This is a genomic window from Psychrobacter sp. ANT206 (assembly GCF_056880555.1).
In genome coordinates, this window is sequence record NZ_CP096271.1 from 274,111 (window position 1) to 289,520 (window position 15,410).

General features: G+C 43.4%; 14 protein-coding genes. 6 read left to right on the forward strand and 8 right to left on the reverse strand.

From position 1 onward, the window contains the following. Window positions 1–6: 6 nt before the first annotated feature. Together tsaD and M0221_RS01195 are read left to right on the forward strand one after the other, a co-directional pair. A complete protein-coding gene (gene tsaD, locus M0221_RS01190; RefSeq protein ID WP_483284112.1) occupies window positions 7–1,074 on the forward strand; it encodes a tRNA (adenosine(37)-N6)-threonylcarbamoyltransferase complex transferase subunit TsaD in 1,068 nt (355 codons plus the stop codon). Between the two features lie 58 nt (window positions 1,075–1,132). After that, the gene (locus M0221_RS01195) at window positions 1,133–1,504 is read left to right on the forward strand and encodes a CrcB family protein (RefSeq protein ID WP_011512607.1); all 372 of its coding nucleotides are present in this window, start codon (window positions 1,133–1,135) and stop codon (window positions 1,502–1,504) included. A gap of 82 nt (window positions 1,505–1,586) precedes the next feature. Here the strand turns inward: M0221_RS01195 and M0221_RS01200 are convergent, their stop codons facing one another. The 4 genes from M0221_RS01200 to potA all read right to left on the reverse strand — a co-directional run bounded on the left by M0221_RS01200 (window position 1,587) and on the right by potA (window position 5,496). Next, window positions 1,587–2,477 carry a LysR family transcriptional regulator gene (locus M0221_RS01200; RefSeq protein WP_483284113.1) on the reverse strand — a complete coding sequence of 297 codons (891 nt, stop codon included), beginning with the start codon at window positions 2,475–2,477 and terminating at the stop codon, window positions 1,587–1,589. A 102-nt stretch (window positions 2,478–2,579) separates the two neighbouring features. Then, window positions 2,580–3,410, reverse strand: coding sequence for a spermidine/putrescine ABC transporter permease PotC (gene potC, locus M0221_RS01205; protein ID WP_483284114.1), 831 nt, complete (start codon window positions 3,408–3,410; stop codon window positions 2,580–2,582). Then, the gene (potB, locus tag M0221_RS01210) at window positions 3,410–4,288 is read right to left on the reverse strand and encodes a spermidine/putrescine ABC transporter permease PotB (protein WP_483284115.1); all 879 of its coding nucleotides are present in this window, start codon (window positions 4,286–4,288) and stop codon (window positions 3,410–3,412) included. Before potB ends, potC begins: the two co-directional genes overlap by 1 nt. Then, window positions 4,288–5,496, reverse strand: a complete 1,209-nt coding sequence (gene potA, locus M0221_RS01215; protein WP_483284116.1) for a spermidine/putrescine ABC transporter ATP-binding protein PotA — start codon at window positions 5,494–5,496, stop codon at window positions 4,288–4,290. The genes potB and potA overlap by 1 nt, the downstream gene beginning before the upstream one ends. Before the next feature lie 444 nt (window positions 5,497–5,940). Between potA and M0221_RS01220 the strand changes: the two genes are divergently transcribed. Both M0221_RS01220 and gloA read left to right on the forward strand, forming a co-directional pair. Then, a complete protein-coding gene (locus M0221_RS01220; RefSeq protein ID WP_149408929.1) occupies window positions 5,941–6,579 on the forward strand; it encodes a carbonic anhydrase in 639 nt (212 codons plus the stop codon). 96 nt (window positions 6,580–6,675) lie between these two features. Next, window positions 6,676–7,242: a lactoylglutathione lyase gene (gene gloA / locus M0221_RS01225; protein WP_483284117.1), complete on the forward strand. Its 567-nt coding sequence runs from the start codon at window positions 6,676–6,678 to the stop codon at window positions 7,240–7,242. Between the two features lie 80 nt (window positions 7,243–7,322). Here the strand turns inward: gloA and M0221_RS01230 are convergent, their stop codons facing one another. From M0221_RS01230 to ribA, 3 genes are all read right to left on the reverse strand, one after another. After that, window positions 7,323–7,793 (reverse strand): c-type cytochrome, encoded by a 471-nt coding sequence (locus M0221_RS01230; RefSeq protein ID WP_181209462.1) that lies wholly within the window; start codon window positions 7,791–7,793, stop codon window positions 7,323–7,325. Window positions 7,794–8,367: 574 nt separating this feature from the next. Next, window positions 8,368–9,378 (reverse strand): oxygen-dependent coproporphyrinogen oxidase, encoded by a 1,011-nt coding sequence (gene hemF, locus M0221_RS01235; protein WP_483284118.1) that lies wholly within the window; start codon window positions 9,376–9,378, stop codon window positions 8,368–8,370. An 18-nt stretch (window positions 9,379–9,396) separates the two neighbouring features. Beyond that, window positions 9,397–10,071 carry a GTP cyclohydrolase II gene (ribA, locus tag M0221_RS01240; protein WP_483284119.1) on the reverse strand — a complete coding sequence of 225 codons (675 nt, stop codon included), beginning with the start codon at window positions 10,069–10,071 and terminating at the stop codon, window positions 9,397–9,399. A gap of 561 nt (window positions 10,072–10,632) precedes the next feature. On the opposite strand from ribA, the gene dxs reads away from it, so the two are divergent. Both dxs and M0221_RS01250 read left to right on the forward strand, forming a co-directional pair. Further along, entirely contained in the window at window positions 10,633–12,684 is a 2,052-nt protein-coding gene (gene dxs, locus M0221_RS01245; protein WP_483284120.1) for a 1-deoxy-D-xylulose-5-phosphate synthase, read from the forward strand. A 368-nt stretch (window positions 12,685–13,052) separates the two neighbouring features. Beyond that, entirely contained in the window at window positions 13,053–13,880 is an 828-nt protein-coding gene (locus M0221_RS01250) for an inositol monophosphatase family protein (RefSeq protein WP_011512618.1), read from the forward strand. 48 nt (window positions 13,881–13,928) lie between these two features. Here M0221_RS01250 and M0221_RS01255 read toward each other — a convergent pair whose 3' ends face one another. Further along, the gene (locus M0221_RS01255; RefSeq protein WP_483284121.1) at window positions 13,929–15,368 is read right to left on the reverse strand and encodes a WS/DGAT/MGAT family O-acyltransferase; all 1,440 of its coding nucleotides are present in this window, start codon (window positions 15,366–15,368) and stop codon (window positions 13,929–13,931) included. Window positions 15,369–15,410: the final 42 nt, after the last annotated feature.

The following is a 15,410-nucleotide window of genomic DNA, read 5'->3' on the forward strand; positions in this document are numbered from 1 at the left end:
ACATAGATGAAAGTATTGGGTTTAGAGACCTCTTGCGATGAGACGGGTCTAGCGATTTTTGATAGCGAGCAGGTAACGAGCGATAATAAAGGTCTACTTGGGCAGGTACTGTATTCACAAATAGAGCTGCACGCCCTTTATGGTGGCGTGGTGCCTGAGCTTGCTAGTCGCGATCATATCCGTAAGTTAGTGCCTTTATTTAACGAGCTTTTGCAGCAATGCAACATCACTAAAGATGAGATTGATGCCATCGCTTATACCAAGGGTCCGGGGCTTATCGGCGCCTTGATGACGGGTGCATTGTTTGGTCGTAGCTTGGCTTATGGGTTAGATATTCCAGCGATTGGTGTTCATCATATGGAAGGGCATCTATTGGCACCGCTGATGGGTGCGAATCCACCAGCGTTTCCGTTTGTCTCCTTACTTGTTTCTGGTGGGCATACGCTACTCATTGCTGCGCATGGTATTGGTCAATATGAAATCCTTGGCGAATCCATTGATGATGCGGCAGGTGAGTGTTTTGATAAAGCGGCGAAGATGTTGGGCTTGCCATATCCGGGTGGTCCTAATATCGCTAAATTAGCGGAAAATGGCAATCCGAATGCTTATAGTCTGCCTAGACCAATGTTACATCGCGGTTTGGAATTTTCTTTTAGCGGTATGAAAACAGCAGTACATAACCTCATCAAAGATACTGATGGCTCAGGCGGTTCAGCGGGTTCAGGAAGTGCTTCTGATAGTGACCCGCAAGTCCGTGCTGATATTGCCGCCAGTTTTCAGCATGCTGTGGTTGATACCTTGGTGAAAAAATGTGTCAAAGCGCTTAAGCAAGTCAATATGAGCCGATTGGTAATAGCAGGCGGTGTCAGTGCCAATAGTCATCTGCGTGCCACTCTCGAACGTGAACTGGCTAAAATCAATGCGACCGTATATTATGCACCGCCTGCTTTATGTACTGATAATGGTGCAATGATTGCTTATGCCGGTTATGAGCGTTTGCAAGCAGGGCAGTCCGATGATTTGGCTGTCAGCTGCGTGCCACGTTGGCCAATGACCGAGTTGCCTGCGGTATAAGCGCTAGAAAGTTGCTTGTATCCAATTTATTAAACTTTATATCACTCAAGGATAACTTATGCAGTGGCTTGCGATTGGATTAGGTGCTGCCATTGGCGCTTGCCTGCGAGGGTGGCTAGCGCGTTTTAACCCGATGCACCACTGGATACCACTTGGGACGCTTGGCGCCAATGTTTTAGGTGGGCTATTGATAGGGCTGGCCTTGGTGTGGTTCGAACGTGTGGGCAGCGGTTTGTCTCCCAATATTAGACTGTTTGTGATAACTGGCTTCTTGGGTGGACTGACGACTTTTAGTACCTTTAGCGTTGAGGTATTTACCTTTATACATAATGGCAAACTGCTTGCGGGCTTAGGGCTAATTGGGCTACATGTGGGGCTGACGTTATTAGCAACGGCACTTGGATTTTATTTCTTTAAGTTGGTTTTATAATAATAAAAATGCAGCGATAAAAAAGAGCCATATTAGTTTTTAATACCGCTCTTTTTTTAACAATTTCTAAAAAAAGCACTGGCTATACCGGTTTTACGATACCTTCTAATAAACTGGCAAACCCTTGCATATACGCCGTATCCTGGCTCGAGGTGCGCGTTGCCGCATAGAGCTGACAGTAGACGCCGCTACCTAATGGGCGCGAAACTACCCAGCCTTTTTTTTCATATTCAGCGACCACCCAGTCGGGGAGTGCTGCCACCCCGCGTTCACTAGCAACCAACTGAATCAACATAGCGGTTAGCTCGGTGGTACGCATACTTTTAAAGCTGACCTGTGCTGGCGACATAAAATTGGCAATAATATCGAGGCGCTTAGCTTCCACTGGATAAGCAATCAAGGTTTCATCGACTAAGTCTTTGGCATGAATAAATTGTTGCTCAGCCAAGTCATGAGTCGGCGATAGTATCAAACGACTTTCATATTCAAATAAGGGCTGATAGCTGATACATTCTATCGGTAAATTACTGGTAGTAATCAATAAATCAATATCACCTTCCATCAATAAATGATGCGGCTCGGGCTCAAAACCAGTAGCAAAATCTAGCTCCACATCTGACCACTCACGGCGATAATGATTGAGAATCGGCATCAGCCAATCAAAGCAGCTATGACATTCAGACGCCAAGCGCAATCTGCCTGCTTGACCATGGGCTAAGCGTTTTAAGTTTGACTTGGTGCGCGTGACCTGAGGTAAAATGCTGTCTGCCAGTGCCAATACCGTTTTGCCAGCTGGCGTAAAGGTCAACGGACGCGTGCGCCGATTTACCAAACTAATGTCGTAATAATTCTCTAGTTCTTTTAACTGATGGGAGACCGCAGAGGCGGTGACATGCAGCTCATCGGCAGCAGCGGCCAATGATCCATGGGCTCGCAGCGCAGTTAGCGTATTAAGATGACGGAGCTCTAGCATAAAGTAACCTAACCACTGAAGTGAAAAAGAAATAAGGTATAGCAGATAGAAGCATTACACCTGTTATACCGATAGGCGAAACTGATTAGAGCAATATTAATATCAACGTCGACGTAGCAATAACTGTGAAATCACAACCAGAATTAAGGAAGCAACCAGCAATATCGTACCAATAGCATTGACCTCAGGCTTAAGTCCCACACGCACCATAGAATAAATACGTAGCGGCAAAATCTCATAGCTAGGGCCGGTGACAAAGGTCGATACCACCACATCATCAAGCGATAAGGTAAAGGCTAGCAACCAACCTGCCATCACCGCTGGGAAAATTACTGGAATCAAGACCGTACGCACCATCATTGATTCGCTAGCACCCAAATCTCGCGCTGCTTCCATCAAACGTTCATCCAAACTACTTAAACGCGCAAAAACGGTAATGACCACAAATGGCAGGCAAAAAGTAATATGCGCTAATAATAGCGAGACAAAACCGAGCTGCAGTCCGATTAATAAAAACAGCGCCAATAGCGATATCGCCAAGACAATCTCAGGCGACATCATCAGCACAAATAGCAGCCCATTTAATAAACCTTTACCGCGAAAGTCATAGCGATGCAGCGCAAGCGCCGTTAATGTACCGATGACTGTAGAAACCGTAGCGGCAACCAAACCTAATAAAATCGAATGCCAAAAAGCATCTAACATCGCCTGATTATTGAGTAATGACTCATACCACTTTAAACTAAAGCCGCCCCAATTATAGCCAATTTTTGACTTATTAAATGACATCACTACCAATACTATGATGGGTAGATATAATAAAGTATAAATCAGCCCAAGGTAGCCTTTGGCGACGATATTGCCAAACCTTATGGGATTTTTGTTTTTCGGCGATTTGTTATTTGTTGAGCCATTGAGTGAACTATCAGACATTAGGCCACCTCGCTAAAGTCAGTCTTGCCGATACGGCGACTACTAGCGCGATAGGCAAGCAATAATACCGCCATAGCAAGCGTCAATAGCACACTGGCGGCCGCGCCAAATGGCCAATCACGGGCATCTAAAAATTGATTCTTGATAATATTTCCAACGAGTAAGTTGCGTGAACCGCCCAAAATATCGGCAACATAAAACATACCCATTGCTGGCAATAGTACCAACAGCACCCCTGAGATAATACCAGGTGTGGTTAAGGGTAGTACCACATGCCAAAAGGTTTGCGGTTTCGATGCGCCCAAATCCTGCGAGGCAAGCAGCATATCATTGCGCAAATCGCTAAACACGGCATATAGCGGCAGCACCATAAACGGAAACAATAAATACGTTAAACCAGCAATCACAGCGCCTTGGGTATATAAAATATCAATGGGCGCATCAATAACGCCTATGGCTAATAAGGATTTATTAATTAACCCGTTATTGGCAAATAATAATTTAAGCGCATACGTCCGTACTAGGGAGTTGGTCCAAAATGGCAATATCAGCATGAGCATTAACAAAGGCTGCCAGCGTTTGCTCACGCGTGAGACAAACCAAGCAAAAGGATAGCCGAGTAGTAGGCAGATTATCGTAGTAATCCCTGCCATCCATAATGAGTGCACGAAGACATCAAAGTAAAGCGGATCAATCATGCGCACGTAGCTGTCTATGCTGACAGGTAAGCTGATAAAAGCTGTGCTATCACGGGTCAAAAAGCTGACGGCTATGACTAATATATTGGGTAATAGCGCAAAGATAAGAAGCCAGCCCCAAATCAGCCATAGCGTTGCGGTACGAAAAGGGCTTTTATTGCTGATGCCAGTATGTGCCATTAGTGGATTTCCTCTTCTGGCAATACCCACTCCCAACCATCGACCCACGACACTTTTACACCTTCATTAAGCTTATAGTCAAAACTTGGGTCATCTTCATCGAAAAATTCCGATGCTTTAATCACATGACCATTAGCCAGCTCAATAATAGAGTCTAAGGTACTGCCTTTATAATTGCTTTCGATGACCCGCCCTAATAAACCACCATGGGTGTTGTCAGTCGGATCATAAATCCGTAAATCTTCAGGACGTAACAATAAGTTGACGATATCGCCGACTTGGACATCGTTGGCAAAATCGGGTCGGCGCAGATTGCGCACCGGTGTTGGTCCATCTTGAACTTGTGCTTCGCAGACTTCGACCTCAATACGACCATTGGTCACGCGACCATCACGATCTGGCTGCTCAGGATAAACACCTTTGACTTCCGCTTTAAATAAATTGGTCTCGCCAATAAACTTAGCAGTGAATAAATTGGCAGGGGTTTCGTAAATATCAATAGGCGTGCCAATTTGCTGAAACTTGCCGTCTTTCATTACTGCAATGCGGTCTGACATCGACAGCGCTTCTTCTTGATCATGGGTAACGAAGACAAAAGTAATGCCAAGCTCACGCTGCAGGCGTTTAAGCTCAGACTGCATTTGTAGACGCAGCTTATGATCGAGCGCCGATAAAGGCTCATCGAGCAATAGTAATTTAGGACGATTGATGACTGCACGTGCAATAGCAACGCGCTGCTGCTGACCACCGGATAAATCCTGCGGGCGACGATTGGCTAAATGTTCTAGCTGCACCATCGCTAGCATCTCACGTACCCGCGTTTGAATCTCAACTTTAGGAACTTTTCTTAGCTTTAGACCATACGCCACATTTTGCGCGACGGTCATATGCGGAAATAGCGCATATTGCTGAAACACGGTATTGACCGGACGTTTATCAGCGGGCAAGCCTGCCATCTGTACGCCATCCAAATAAATCGCCCCTGCATTTGGCTGTTCAAACCCTGCAATCAGTCGTAGTAGAGTGGTTTTACCACAGCCTGAAGGACCGAGTAAGGTAATAAACTCACCATGCTTGATATCAAGATTGATGTCTTTTAAGACTTCAGTATTATCATAGGTTTTCTTTAGACCGGTTAGTTGTAGCAATACCTTATCAGTGTTTTCTGATGCAGGAATAGTCGGCGGCGTTAAAAGTGATTCGGTCATAATGATTCCTAAATTACCGACATACATACTAAAATATTAGTGGCAGTCTGAACGCTATATACGTTAGACATGATGATTTAGTATGTTAAAGCGATGAGTTTAACGGTGATTGGTCGCAGGCTATTATAACAAACCTTCACTATAAGTCAGCGCAAGTTCCTTGTTGGTTGGTTAACCCCTATAGTGATCTTGAAATAGCGATTAAAGATGAGTCTACGCTTTGTTAAATAGACTAAGTAGCCACCCTTAATTTAAATAATTTTTACCATTTTTTTGAATTTATTCCTATACAATTGGTTTGCGTATGATAAATATAGAGTGACTTATAAAAGTAAGAATTTAAGTGAGGTTTGCTTAAAGCGCCAAACGAAGACTTAGACTCTATGACAGGATAGTTATAGAGCAATTTACTATGTTAACCAGTTAAATTATCAAGGATTTCTTATGCCTAACAATACACGCCCTAAAACAGGTCAGGAAGCACTGGAGCTGCTTAAGCAAGGTAATATACGCTATGTAGACAGCTTGACCAATACCGATCCCTGTATGCAAAGGCGTCCAGAATTAATCAAAGATCAAGACCCTTTAGCGATTATTTTGGGTTGCTCGGACGCACGGGTACCGGTTGAGATCGTTTTTGATCAAGGTTTAGGTGATTTATTTGTCATACGCGTCGCAGGTAACGTGGTAGCTCCTTCACAAATTGGTTCGATCGAATTTGCTGCTGAAAAATTCAATACTAAACTGGTCGTGGTGCTTGGACATTCGCACTGCGGCGCTGTCACCGCCTGTGTTGAAACATTAATCAATCCTGAGCAAAACTACTCACCCAATCTACAATCTATCGTCGACCGTATCCGTCCAAGTGTCTATAATCTGCATGAACTTGCGACCGCCAATGGGCAAGATGTGGATGCAGACGAGCTGGTTGATCGCTCTATACGTGCAAATGTGCGTATGTCGGTCAGTCAATTAAAGCACGGCTCGCGTGCGTTAGAGGATTTAACCAGTAGTGGTCAGCTATTGATCGTTGGTGCCGAGTACGACTTAGAAACAGGTAAAGTGCGGTTTTTAGATGCTTAATAGTGTTGTATAAAGGCTAGGCTAGAAAGACTAAGTGTTATAGGTATGATCATTTAATCTATTAGTGATTAAAAATATTTAAATATAGGAATAATCATGAGTAATAATACTTTTAATAACGACCATTCAATACAAGAGCAACCTGAAAGCAGCGTAAAGGCTAATGGCGTACAGCCTATCTCAGCGCAGACGGCAGGTTATACTTTTAACCATACGATGCTGCGTGTCAAAGATCCTGTGAAGTCTTTAGCGTTTTATACTGGCGTCTTAGGTATGACGTTACTGGCAGTCAAAAAATTCCCAGCCATGGGTTTTGATTTGTACTTTTTAGCCAAGCTGACTGAGAGTGAACGTGAAAACTTGCCGTCAGGTAATGATTTAGAGATTTTTGCCTTCCGTCAGCGTGGCATTTTGGAATTGACTCATAACTATGGTACCGAGACAAAAGCGGACTTTAGCTATCATGATGGCAATCAAGAACCACAAGGGTTTGGTCATATTTGTTTTAATGTACCTGATCTCAATGCAGCGGTAGCTTGGTTTGATGAAAACAATGTCGAATTCAAAAAACGTCCAGATGAAGGCAGCATGAAAAATATTGTCTTTATTAAAGATGTTGATGGGTATTGGATTGAAATCGTACAAGCAGATTTGATGGCTTAATTGATTCATAAGTTAAGTGAATAAAAAAGCCACCTTATTGTTTGATAGGGTGGCTTTTTATATTGCTAAAGGATTCTTATTTAGTCTTTTTCGACTTGGAAATCCGTATGGCAAGATTTACAGCTGTCGCCAACAGGTTTAAAAGCTGGCATCACATCGTCAATGCTGGTTGCTGTCTGTGCAGCAGCGTTTAGCTCAGCAGTGACCTTTTGGAAATTCTCTGCTTCAGCTTTAAAGCCATCAACATTTGACCAAACCTCTGCTTTGGCATTGCCAGCGGCGTCTTTATTATTAAAATGGCTCCAAGGATTTTTAGACTCTTCTGCTAAAAATGCCGCCTGCTCTTTAAACACTGCCGCATCAAAGGTGTCCGGCTCTTTTGCCATGCCGCCCATAACCTTCATCGCATCACCGAAGTTCTTCATGATGTCCTGACGAGCTTTGACATCAGGGTCTACTGGTGTGCTACAAGCCGTCAGTCCTAAAGTGGCTGCCATCAAAGTGATAGCAAAGATAGATTTTAATGATTTTTGATTCGATACCTGAGTCATGATTCGTGCTCCTTTTTACGTTGCTAATAAAAAGGTGGCGTAGCATACGCATGCTCGTCACCTGATTAAATGGCTACTATTAAAATAAATTTTATCCAATATTTTTAATATATTTTCTTTATTAACATTCGAAAATACTGTTTTTCATGATGCTTAAATTACGTACTATCCTATATTAAACAGCAAGCAGCTTAAGTAGCATAGGGCGAAACCGTGAGTTTTTGTAAAATAGATTAAATATTCTCATAAATTGGTTTTAACTAATCGCTTTCGCTAAGCTAGAGTAGATACATTTTTAAAAGAATGCAGTGCTACTGGGATTAATTATTCGCAGCCTCTGTCTGCGTAGGCACAGTAAGCAAGAAAAATTGATACCAGTAGTACCTTATAATTTTTGTATTTCTTTTATTCAAGACTGACTATATAAATTGCCGTCCTAAAAATTATCATTACTTATTTTGAATAGCGCTTTATTTAAAATAAAAAAAGTCAGCATGATTAGCTGACCTTTTGAACAATAAAATGATTTATATCAAAACCAATAAATACTAGTAAGTTATTATGCCAATCCCGATTATAAAGTCAACCAATCACGCGGTTTTAGGTAGAAGTAAATCAACTCAAACTCAGGCGTGCCCTCAGCTGGCTCAAAGCGATAATGCCAGCTAGCGAGCGGTGGCATACTGACCAAGATGGATTCAATACGCCCATTACTTTGCAGACCAAATAGAGTGCCACGGTCATAAACGAGGTTGTATTCAACATAGCGACCTCGGCGATAGAGCTGAAATTCACGCTCTGCTTCAGTATAGGACACATTTTTACGCTGCTCAAAAATTGGCAGCATACCTTCAAGATAGCCATTACCGACCGCTTGCATAAATTTAAAGCAGGTTTCAAAATCCCAACCGCGACTTTCAGTATTGACGTCATCATAAAACAAGCCGCCGATACCGCGCTGCTCATCACGATGACGTAAATGGAAATACTCGTCGCACCATTGCTTGAAATCAGGATAAATACTATCGCCAAAAGGTGCACAGAGGTCATGACAGACTTGATGCCAATGCACGCAGTCAGCAAGCACAGGATAAAATGGCGTTAAATCAAAACCGCCGCCAAACCACCAAATAGGGTCTTTGCCTTCTGCTTCGGCAATAAACAAGCGTACATTGGCATGACTAGTGGGAACGTGAGGGTTTTTGGGGTGCACAACAAGAGATACGCCCATTGCCTGTGCTTTACGACCAGCAATGTCAGGATGACGCGCAGTTGCTGAAGCAGGCAGGTTTTGGACGTGTATATGACTAAACATAACGCCGGCTTTTTCTATCACTTCACCGTCTGCCAATACGCACGAACGACCACCGCCACCTTCAGGGCGCTCCCAATCGTCAGGGACAAAGGTAGCGGCTTTCTGCGCACCAGTGCAGCCATCACTTTCTTGCGCTTCTAGAGCTTGGCAGATACGCGCTTGCAAATCGACTAGAAACTCACGCACGCGCATGATGTCATGATGGCTTGGTGTCGTTGTTGCATCGGTCGCTGACACATTGATATCGTTATCTATATTTGGGATACTCATAAAATATCTGATTATTTGCTATTTATTAAGGTGTAGGGTGGTATTAAAATCTGTGTCTAATAGATGACCCATACGATCGCGCTTGGTCGCTAGATATTCAGCATTCATATCATTCACCCCAACGACTAATGGCACCCGCTCAATGACATCGATACCATGCTCGGTTAAGTAAGCGACTTTACTAGGATTATTGGTGATAAGGCGCACAGCATCAACGCCTACATGAGCAAGCATCGGTCCGCACATATCATAGATACGCGCATCAGCAGGCAACCCCAACATAAGGTTGGCATCTAGAGTGTCGTGACCTTGATCTTGTAAGGCGTAAGCGCGGATTTTATTGGTCAGACCGATGCCGCGCCCTTCTTGGCGCAGATATAAAATCGCCCCGCAGCCCGTTTTTTGTATCGCATCCATAGCGGTATTTAGCTGTGAGCCGCAATCACATTTTAAGGAGCTAAAAGCGTCACCAGTTAAGCACTCAGAATGAATTCTTATTAACGGAATAGGGCTTTTTGATAAAGCATCATCTTTTTGATTTAAGATGCTGTCGGCAATATCCGTTTGATCAAACACAGGCAGACCTACCGTCAGCATCACATGCTCTTGACCCTCATCATTCTCAAAGATATGAATATCAAACTCGCCGTGGCGAGTAGGCAATTTGGCGCTAGTAATAAATTGATATGACATTAATGCCCTGCATAAGCTGATCATTGTGGCGCTAACTGTCTGACATAGCTTTATAGTAATAGCTAAGTGCTTGTAAGCTAGCGGGTTTGCAAGATAGTATGCTAATTATATTTATTATAAAAACCCATAAATTATAAAAACACACAAAGTTCACAGACGGCGCACGATGATTAAAGCGACAATTAAAAATAAATGCTATTATGCCATACTATTTTGACGGATACAGTGACAAGTCTTTGCCCTTACATTACTATGTCGTCACTAACGTCCGGTATGGATACAAAATAATAAGGCATAATAGCCATTATTACCTTTGAGACAGCTATTAGAGCAGTCTTTAGGGTTGTCATTGAACGTTATTATCTTTATATCAAATAGCGTATTTTGGGTTATTGCAGCGATAAAAGCTGTATCACTAATTGTATAGTCGATGCCATCCCTTGTATTAGCAATGATACAAATGATGGCATGGCTATTATTAACGCCACTTAGACTATTGCTATTGCTAGACCTTGTCTAAGGTAGCATCTGGTCAGCAGATTGGTAGGTATCGTACGTTTTATGCAGCAGTCACCTCATTCCCCACAGTCTCAGTCATTATCTGCGTCAGCTGTTGATTCTGCTGTACCGCTATCAAAACTGCAACAAACGTATGCAGTGATTCCACGTGAGCGTCCGCAGACGCCATTGCTCGACAGTGTGGATAGTCCTGCTGATCTCAAGACTTTTAGCAGTGCTGAGCTGATTACTTTAGCCGATGAGCTAAGGCTGTTTGTATTGTATTCAGCGGGTCAAAGCGGCGGTCATTTCGGTGCCAATTTAGGCGTGATTGAATTGACCATTGCGCTACATTATTTGCTAGACACCCCGCAAGATCAGATCGTTTGGGATGTGGGTCATCAAGCGTATGCGCACAAAGTACTGACAGGTCGCCGTGATCAGTTAGGTACTATCCGATCTAAAACTGGCTTAACGGCTTTTCCAGAACGCGCCGAATCTGTCTATGATACCTTTGGGGTTGGTCATTCATCAACGTCCATCTCAGCCGGTTTAGGCATGAGCTTAGCGCTACGCTATCAAGGGCGCGCGCAGACGGTTGCCTGTATTATCGGCGATGGGGCGATGACAGGTGGCATGGCATTTGAAGCGATGAATGACGCGGTGCAACAAGACGCTGATTTGATGGTGATTTTGAATGACAATGACATGTCTATATCCTGCTCGATTGGTGGCTTTTCACGGCATTTAGCAATGCTTTGGGAGTCAGGGTATCAGGTTGATATCTCTGATGCAGGCGAGCCAATATTATGTCAACGCCCTGATATGCAAGCATTTGACCGACGTAAGCGTCATAAAGAGCAGCGCGATGTACCGCAACTAGAAGACAATCTATTTAAGGCGATAGGCTTTACCTATTTTGGTCCTTTCGATGGTCATAATATTCCTGAGCTACTACGTGTATTGTCGCTTGCCAAGCAAGTCAAAGGTCCAGTTTTAGTCCATATTTATACCACCAAAGGTAAAGGCTTTGCGCCTGCTGAATTAGATCCAGTCGGCTATCATGCTATTAGTAGCTTACCTGCTGAAGATAACGTACCAAAAACTGAGAAACCAGAAATAATAGCGATTAAACCTTCCTTAAAGTACTCGCAAGTATTTGGGCAGTTTTTATGTGACAAAGCGGTACAAGATGATAAGCTGCTCGCCATTACCCCAGCGATGGAAGAAGGCTCAGGGATGATCGAGTTTGCTCGTCAATTTCCAGAGCGTTTCTTTGATGTAGCGATTGCTGAGCAACACGCTGTGACGTTGGCGGGTGGCATGGCAACGCAAGGCGTGAAGCCGATTGTAGCGATTTACTCGACGTTTTTACAGCGTGGGTACGATCAGCTGATACATGATGTTGCTTTACAAAATCTTGATGTGATGTTCGCCATTGATCGCGCCGGCCTAGTTGGTGAAGATGGCGCTACGCATGCGGGCGTATTTGATTTTACATTTTTACGCTGCGTGCCCAATATGCTGATTGCAGCGCCAAAAGATGAAAACGAATGCTATCATTTGCTCAATACTTGTTATGAATACCAAGGTTGTACCGCAGTGCGCTATCCGCGCGGTGTCGGCACTGGCGCGACTATTACGCAGCCTGCGCAAATTTATAATATTGGTGAGGCGGTTATAGAGTCGGTACTTGGTACAGACGATGCACCCAAGAAACTGGCATTATTGGCATTTGGTACGATGGTCGAAACGGCTGAGAAAGCCGCAGAAATGATTGCGAAATCCCCTTTATTAGCATCAAGCTGTCAGCTGCATGTGGTCAATATGCGTTGGGTGAAGCCTTTAGATACTAACTTGCTTGAAACCCTAGTTGAGCAAGGTATTACTCATATAGCGACTTTAGAAGAGCATATGATCATGGGCGGCGCGGGTAGTGCGGTCAATGAATACTTATTAAATAAATCGGCTGCTTTTAAAATCCATCGTCCATCTATTTGCAATATAGGTATCCCTGATCGGTTTGTTGCGCATGGCTCTCAAGCAGAACAGCTAGCAGATTGTGGTCTAGATGTGGAAGGTGTGTTCAATCAGCTCCAAAACTTATTATCTTAACTGATTTGGCTTAAGGTTTAAAAGACGATTAATCATCTATCTGCTACATTATAAAAATAATAAATACCCATAGTCCGTAAAAAGTTGATAAAATAGCTGTGTAAAAAATAAAGCTGTATTTTTGTGCCAAGATATCGCCTGCTTGCCGTAGGTGTGAACTATTTGACAACTTGAGCGGTGCGACTAATAGCAACCAAATATTGTGGTTTGCTATGTGGCTTTATTTTTCATTGATTTTATAAGTAGTGTTGGTGCTATAAGTATCTCTTACTTTACATACTTTATTTATTAATAAGTATCTATCGATTGGTACTTATCAATTAATATTTATCTAGTAATATCCATTTATCAAACAAGCAGGTTATTGTATGGAACCCATGGTCGTCATCGCAGCGCGTGCTGCTGAAAAAGTCGGTAAAGAAATTTTGTACGCGCATCAAAACCGTCACAAAATTGAGTTGGATATCGAGTCAAAAGGACTAGATGGTCTGGTTACTCGTATTGATCGCTTTAGTGAAGAGCTGACGATTGAGACGCTAAAAGCCAGCTATCCAAATCATTCGTATTTGGGTGAAGAGTTTGGTATGCAGGAAGGTCGCGGCGAAGATGCTGACTGGTGCTGGATTATCGATCCACTAGATGGCACTAAAAACTTCGTTCATGGCGTACCACAGTTCTGTGTGTCTATCGCCGTACAGCATAAAGGCGTGACTCAGCATGGTGTTATCTATGATCCTGTCCGTGATGAGATGTTCTCTGCTAGCCGTGGTAAAGGCGCGCGTTTAAACCAACGCCGTATCAGTGTCAGTGAGCGTAAAACGATCGATGGTGGTTTATTTACTACTGGGCATCCTCTTGAGCGTAAGCGCAATGGCGAAGTTATCTCATATGCCAAAGAGCACTACGAAAGCCTACAAAAAATCACTGAAGCGGGCGGTCAAATCCGTCGTTTAGGCTCAGCTGCTCTTGATTTATGTTATGTGGCTGCTGGTCGTTTTGATGGCTACTTTGAGATGTCAATCAAGCCTTGGGATATCGCAGCAGGCGAGCTTATTGTCACCGAAGCACGTGGCGTGGTCGTTGATCATACCGGCGCACACAATTCGATGACATCAGGCTCTATCTTTGCTTGTAATATAAAACTGCTAAAACCTTTGATGCAAGTGGTTGTGCCAGCATGGGGCGATGCGCTTTAATCGTCCCCTTTTAGATAGCTAAGTATGACAAATAAAAAGCTGGTTCCGTTACGGAGCCAGCTTTTTTGTTTTACCATTATCTTTATAGCCACTTTTATCTTCAACTGTAATACCATTGAATTCAAGCTCTTTACTAACCTTTTCAAGCAGCTGCAACTCTTCTTCTATCAGCATCAGCATATCTTGCACATGAGGTAAGGCCTTGCTACAGGCAGTAATACCAAATTCAATCTTATCCAAATAACTTGCCAGCGTAATATTCATCGCTTGCCCGTTGAAGACAATCGAGGCAGGGTACAAAGATTGTAGGCGCGCGCCATTCCAATACAATGATTTTTCGGAGCCTGGTACATTTGAGATAATCAGGTTAAAGGCTTGTTTTTTAGGAAACAAACCAGTCGCCAGATTAATCCCTTCCCATGCATAAGACACCACACTGTAGTTAATAACTTGCGCTTGATTCATACGTCTAAAACGGCGTTTTCCATTGTTCATACTGCGATGAATTAGCTTGATTCTACTCAATGGATCATCCAGATGAGTACCCAGATTGGCAAGGACAAATGACAGCTGATTGCCCGCGACACTATCGTCAGTTCGTAAAGACATGGGCACGAACGCAATCAGAGGCTTGCTAGGTAGTGCATCCATCGAAATCAAATAACGCCGGATAGCACCAGCACAAACGGCTAGTACTACATCGTTTTTGCTAATATTAATACGCTCAGCAATATCGTTGAAGCGCTTAATATCATAAGATTGTGCCGCTATGCGCCTCGATGCTGAGATGCGTCTGTTTAGAATACTTCTCGGCGCATCAAAGGTACTGACATAGCTGTCGTCATTATAATTTTTAAAATTATCCAGTAATTCTGTGAACACAGGCTTAATGGTAGATATTTGCTCTTTCAGGATGCGTAAAGCGGAGCGCTCTTTGGGCAAGATAGCATCGATCTGATTGCGATGGCGTGCCATTAATGACCAAATAGGCAAAGTAACCGGCTCATTGGGCGATTGTGATAAGGATTTTTTGACCAAACGCATGGCAGCGATACCATCAACCAGCGAGTGATGGATTTTGAAATACAGCGCAAAGCGCTCTGGGCTACCTTCGCTCTCTGGCTGAATGCCTTCAATCACATGGCATTCCCACAGTGGCATAGCACGGTCCAATAGACGACCATGCTCTCTTGAAACATACATCAAAAGTTCGCGCACACGGGCGGGCTTGGGTAGGGCGACATGATGCAAGTGGTGCTCGACATCAAAATTTTTGTCTTTTTTCCAAAATACCATATGCTCAAGTACTTGGTTGAACGGAAACGTTGGCGGTACATCAGAGTCTTGCATCTGCTTTACAAGCTGATGAACAAAACTGATATCGGCATCCTCTGGTAATTCAAATAAAAATAGACCTCCAACATGCATGGGTTGTTTACGCGACTCAAGAAGTAAAAACAACTGGTCGACTGCTGTAAGAAGTCGCATAATAAATCCTTTTATAATGAAAAATATAATCACCTAACCTTT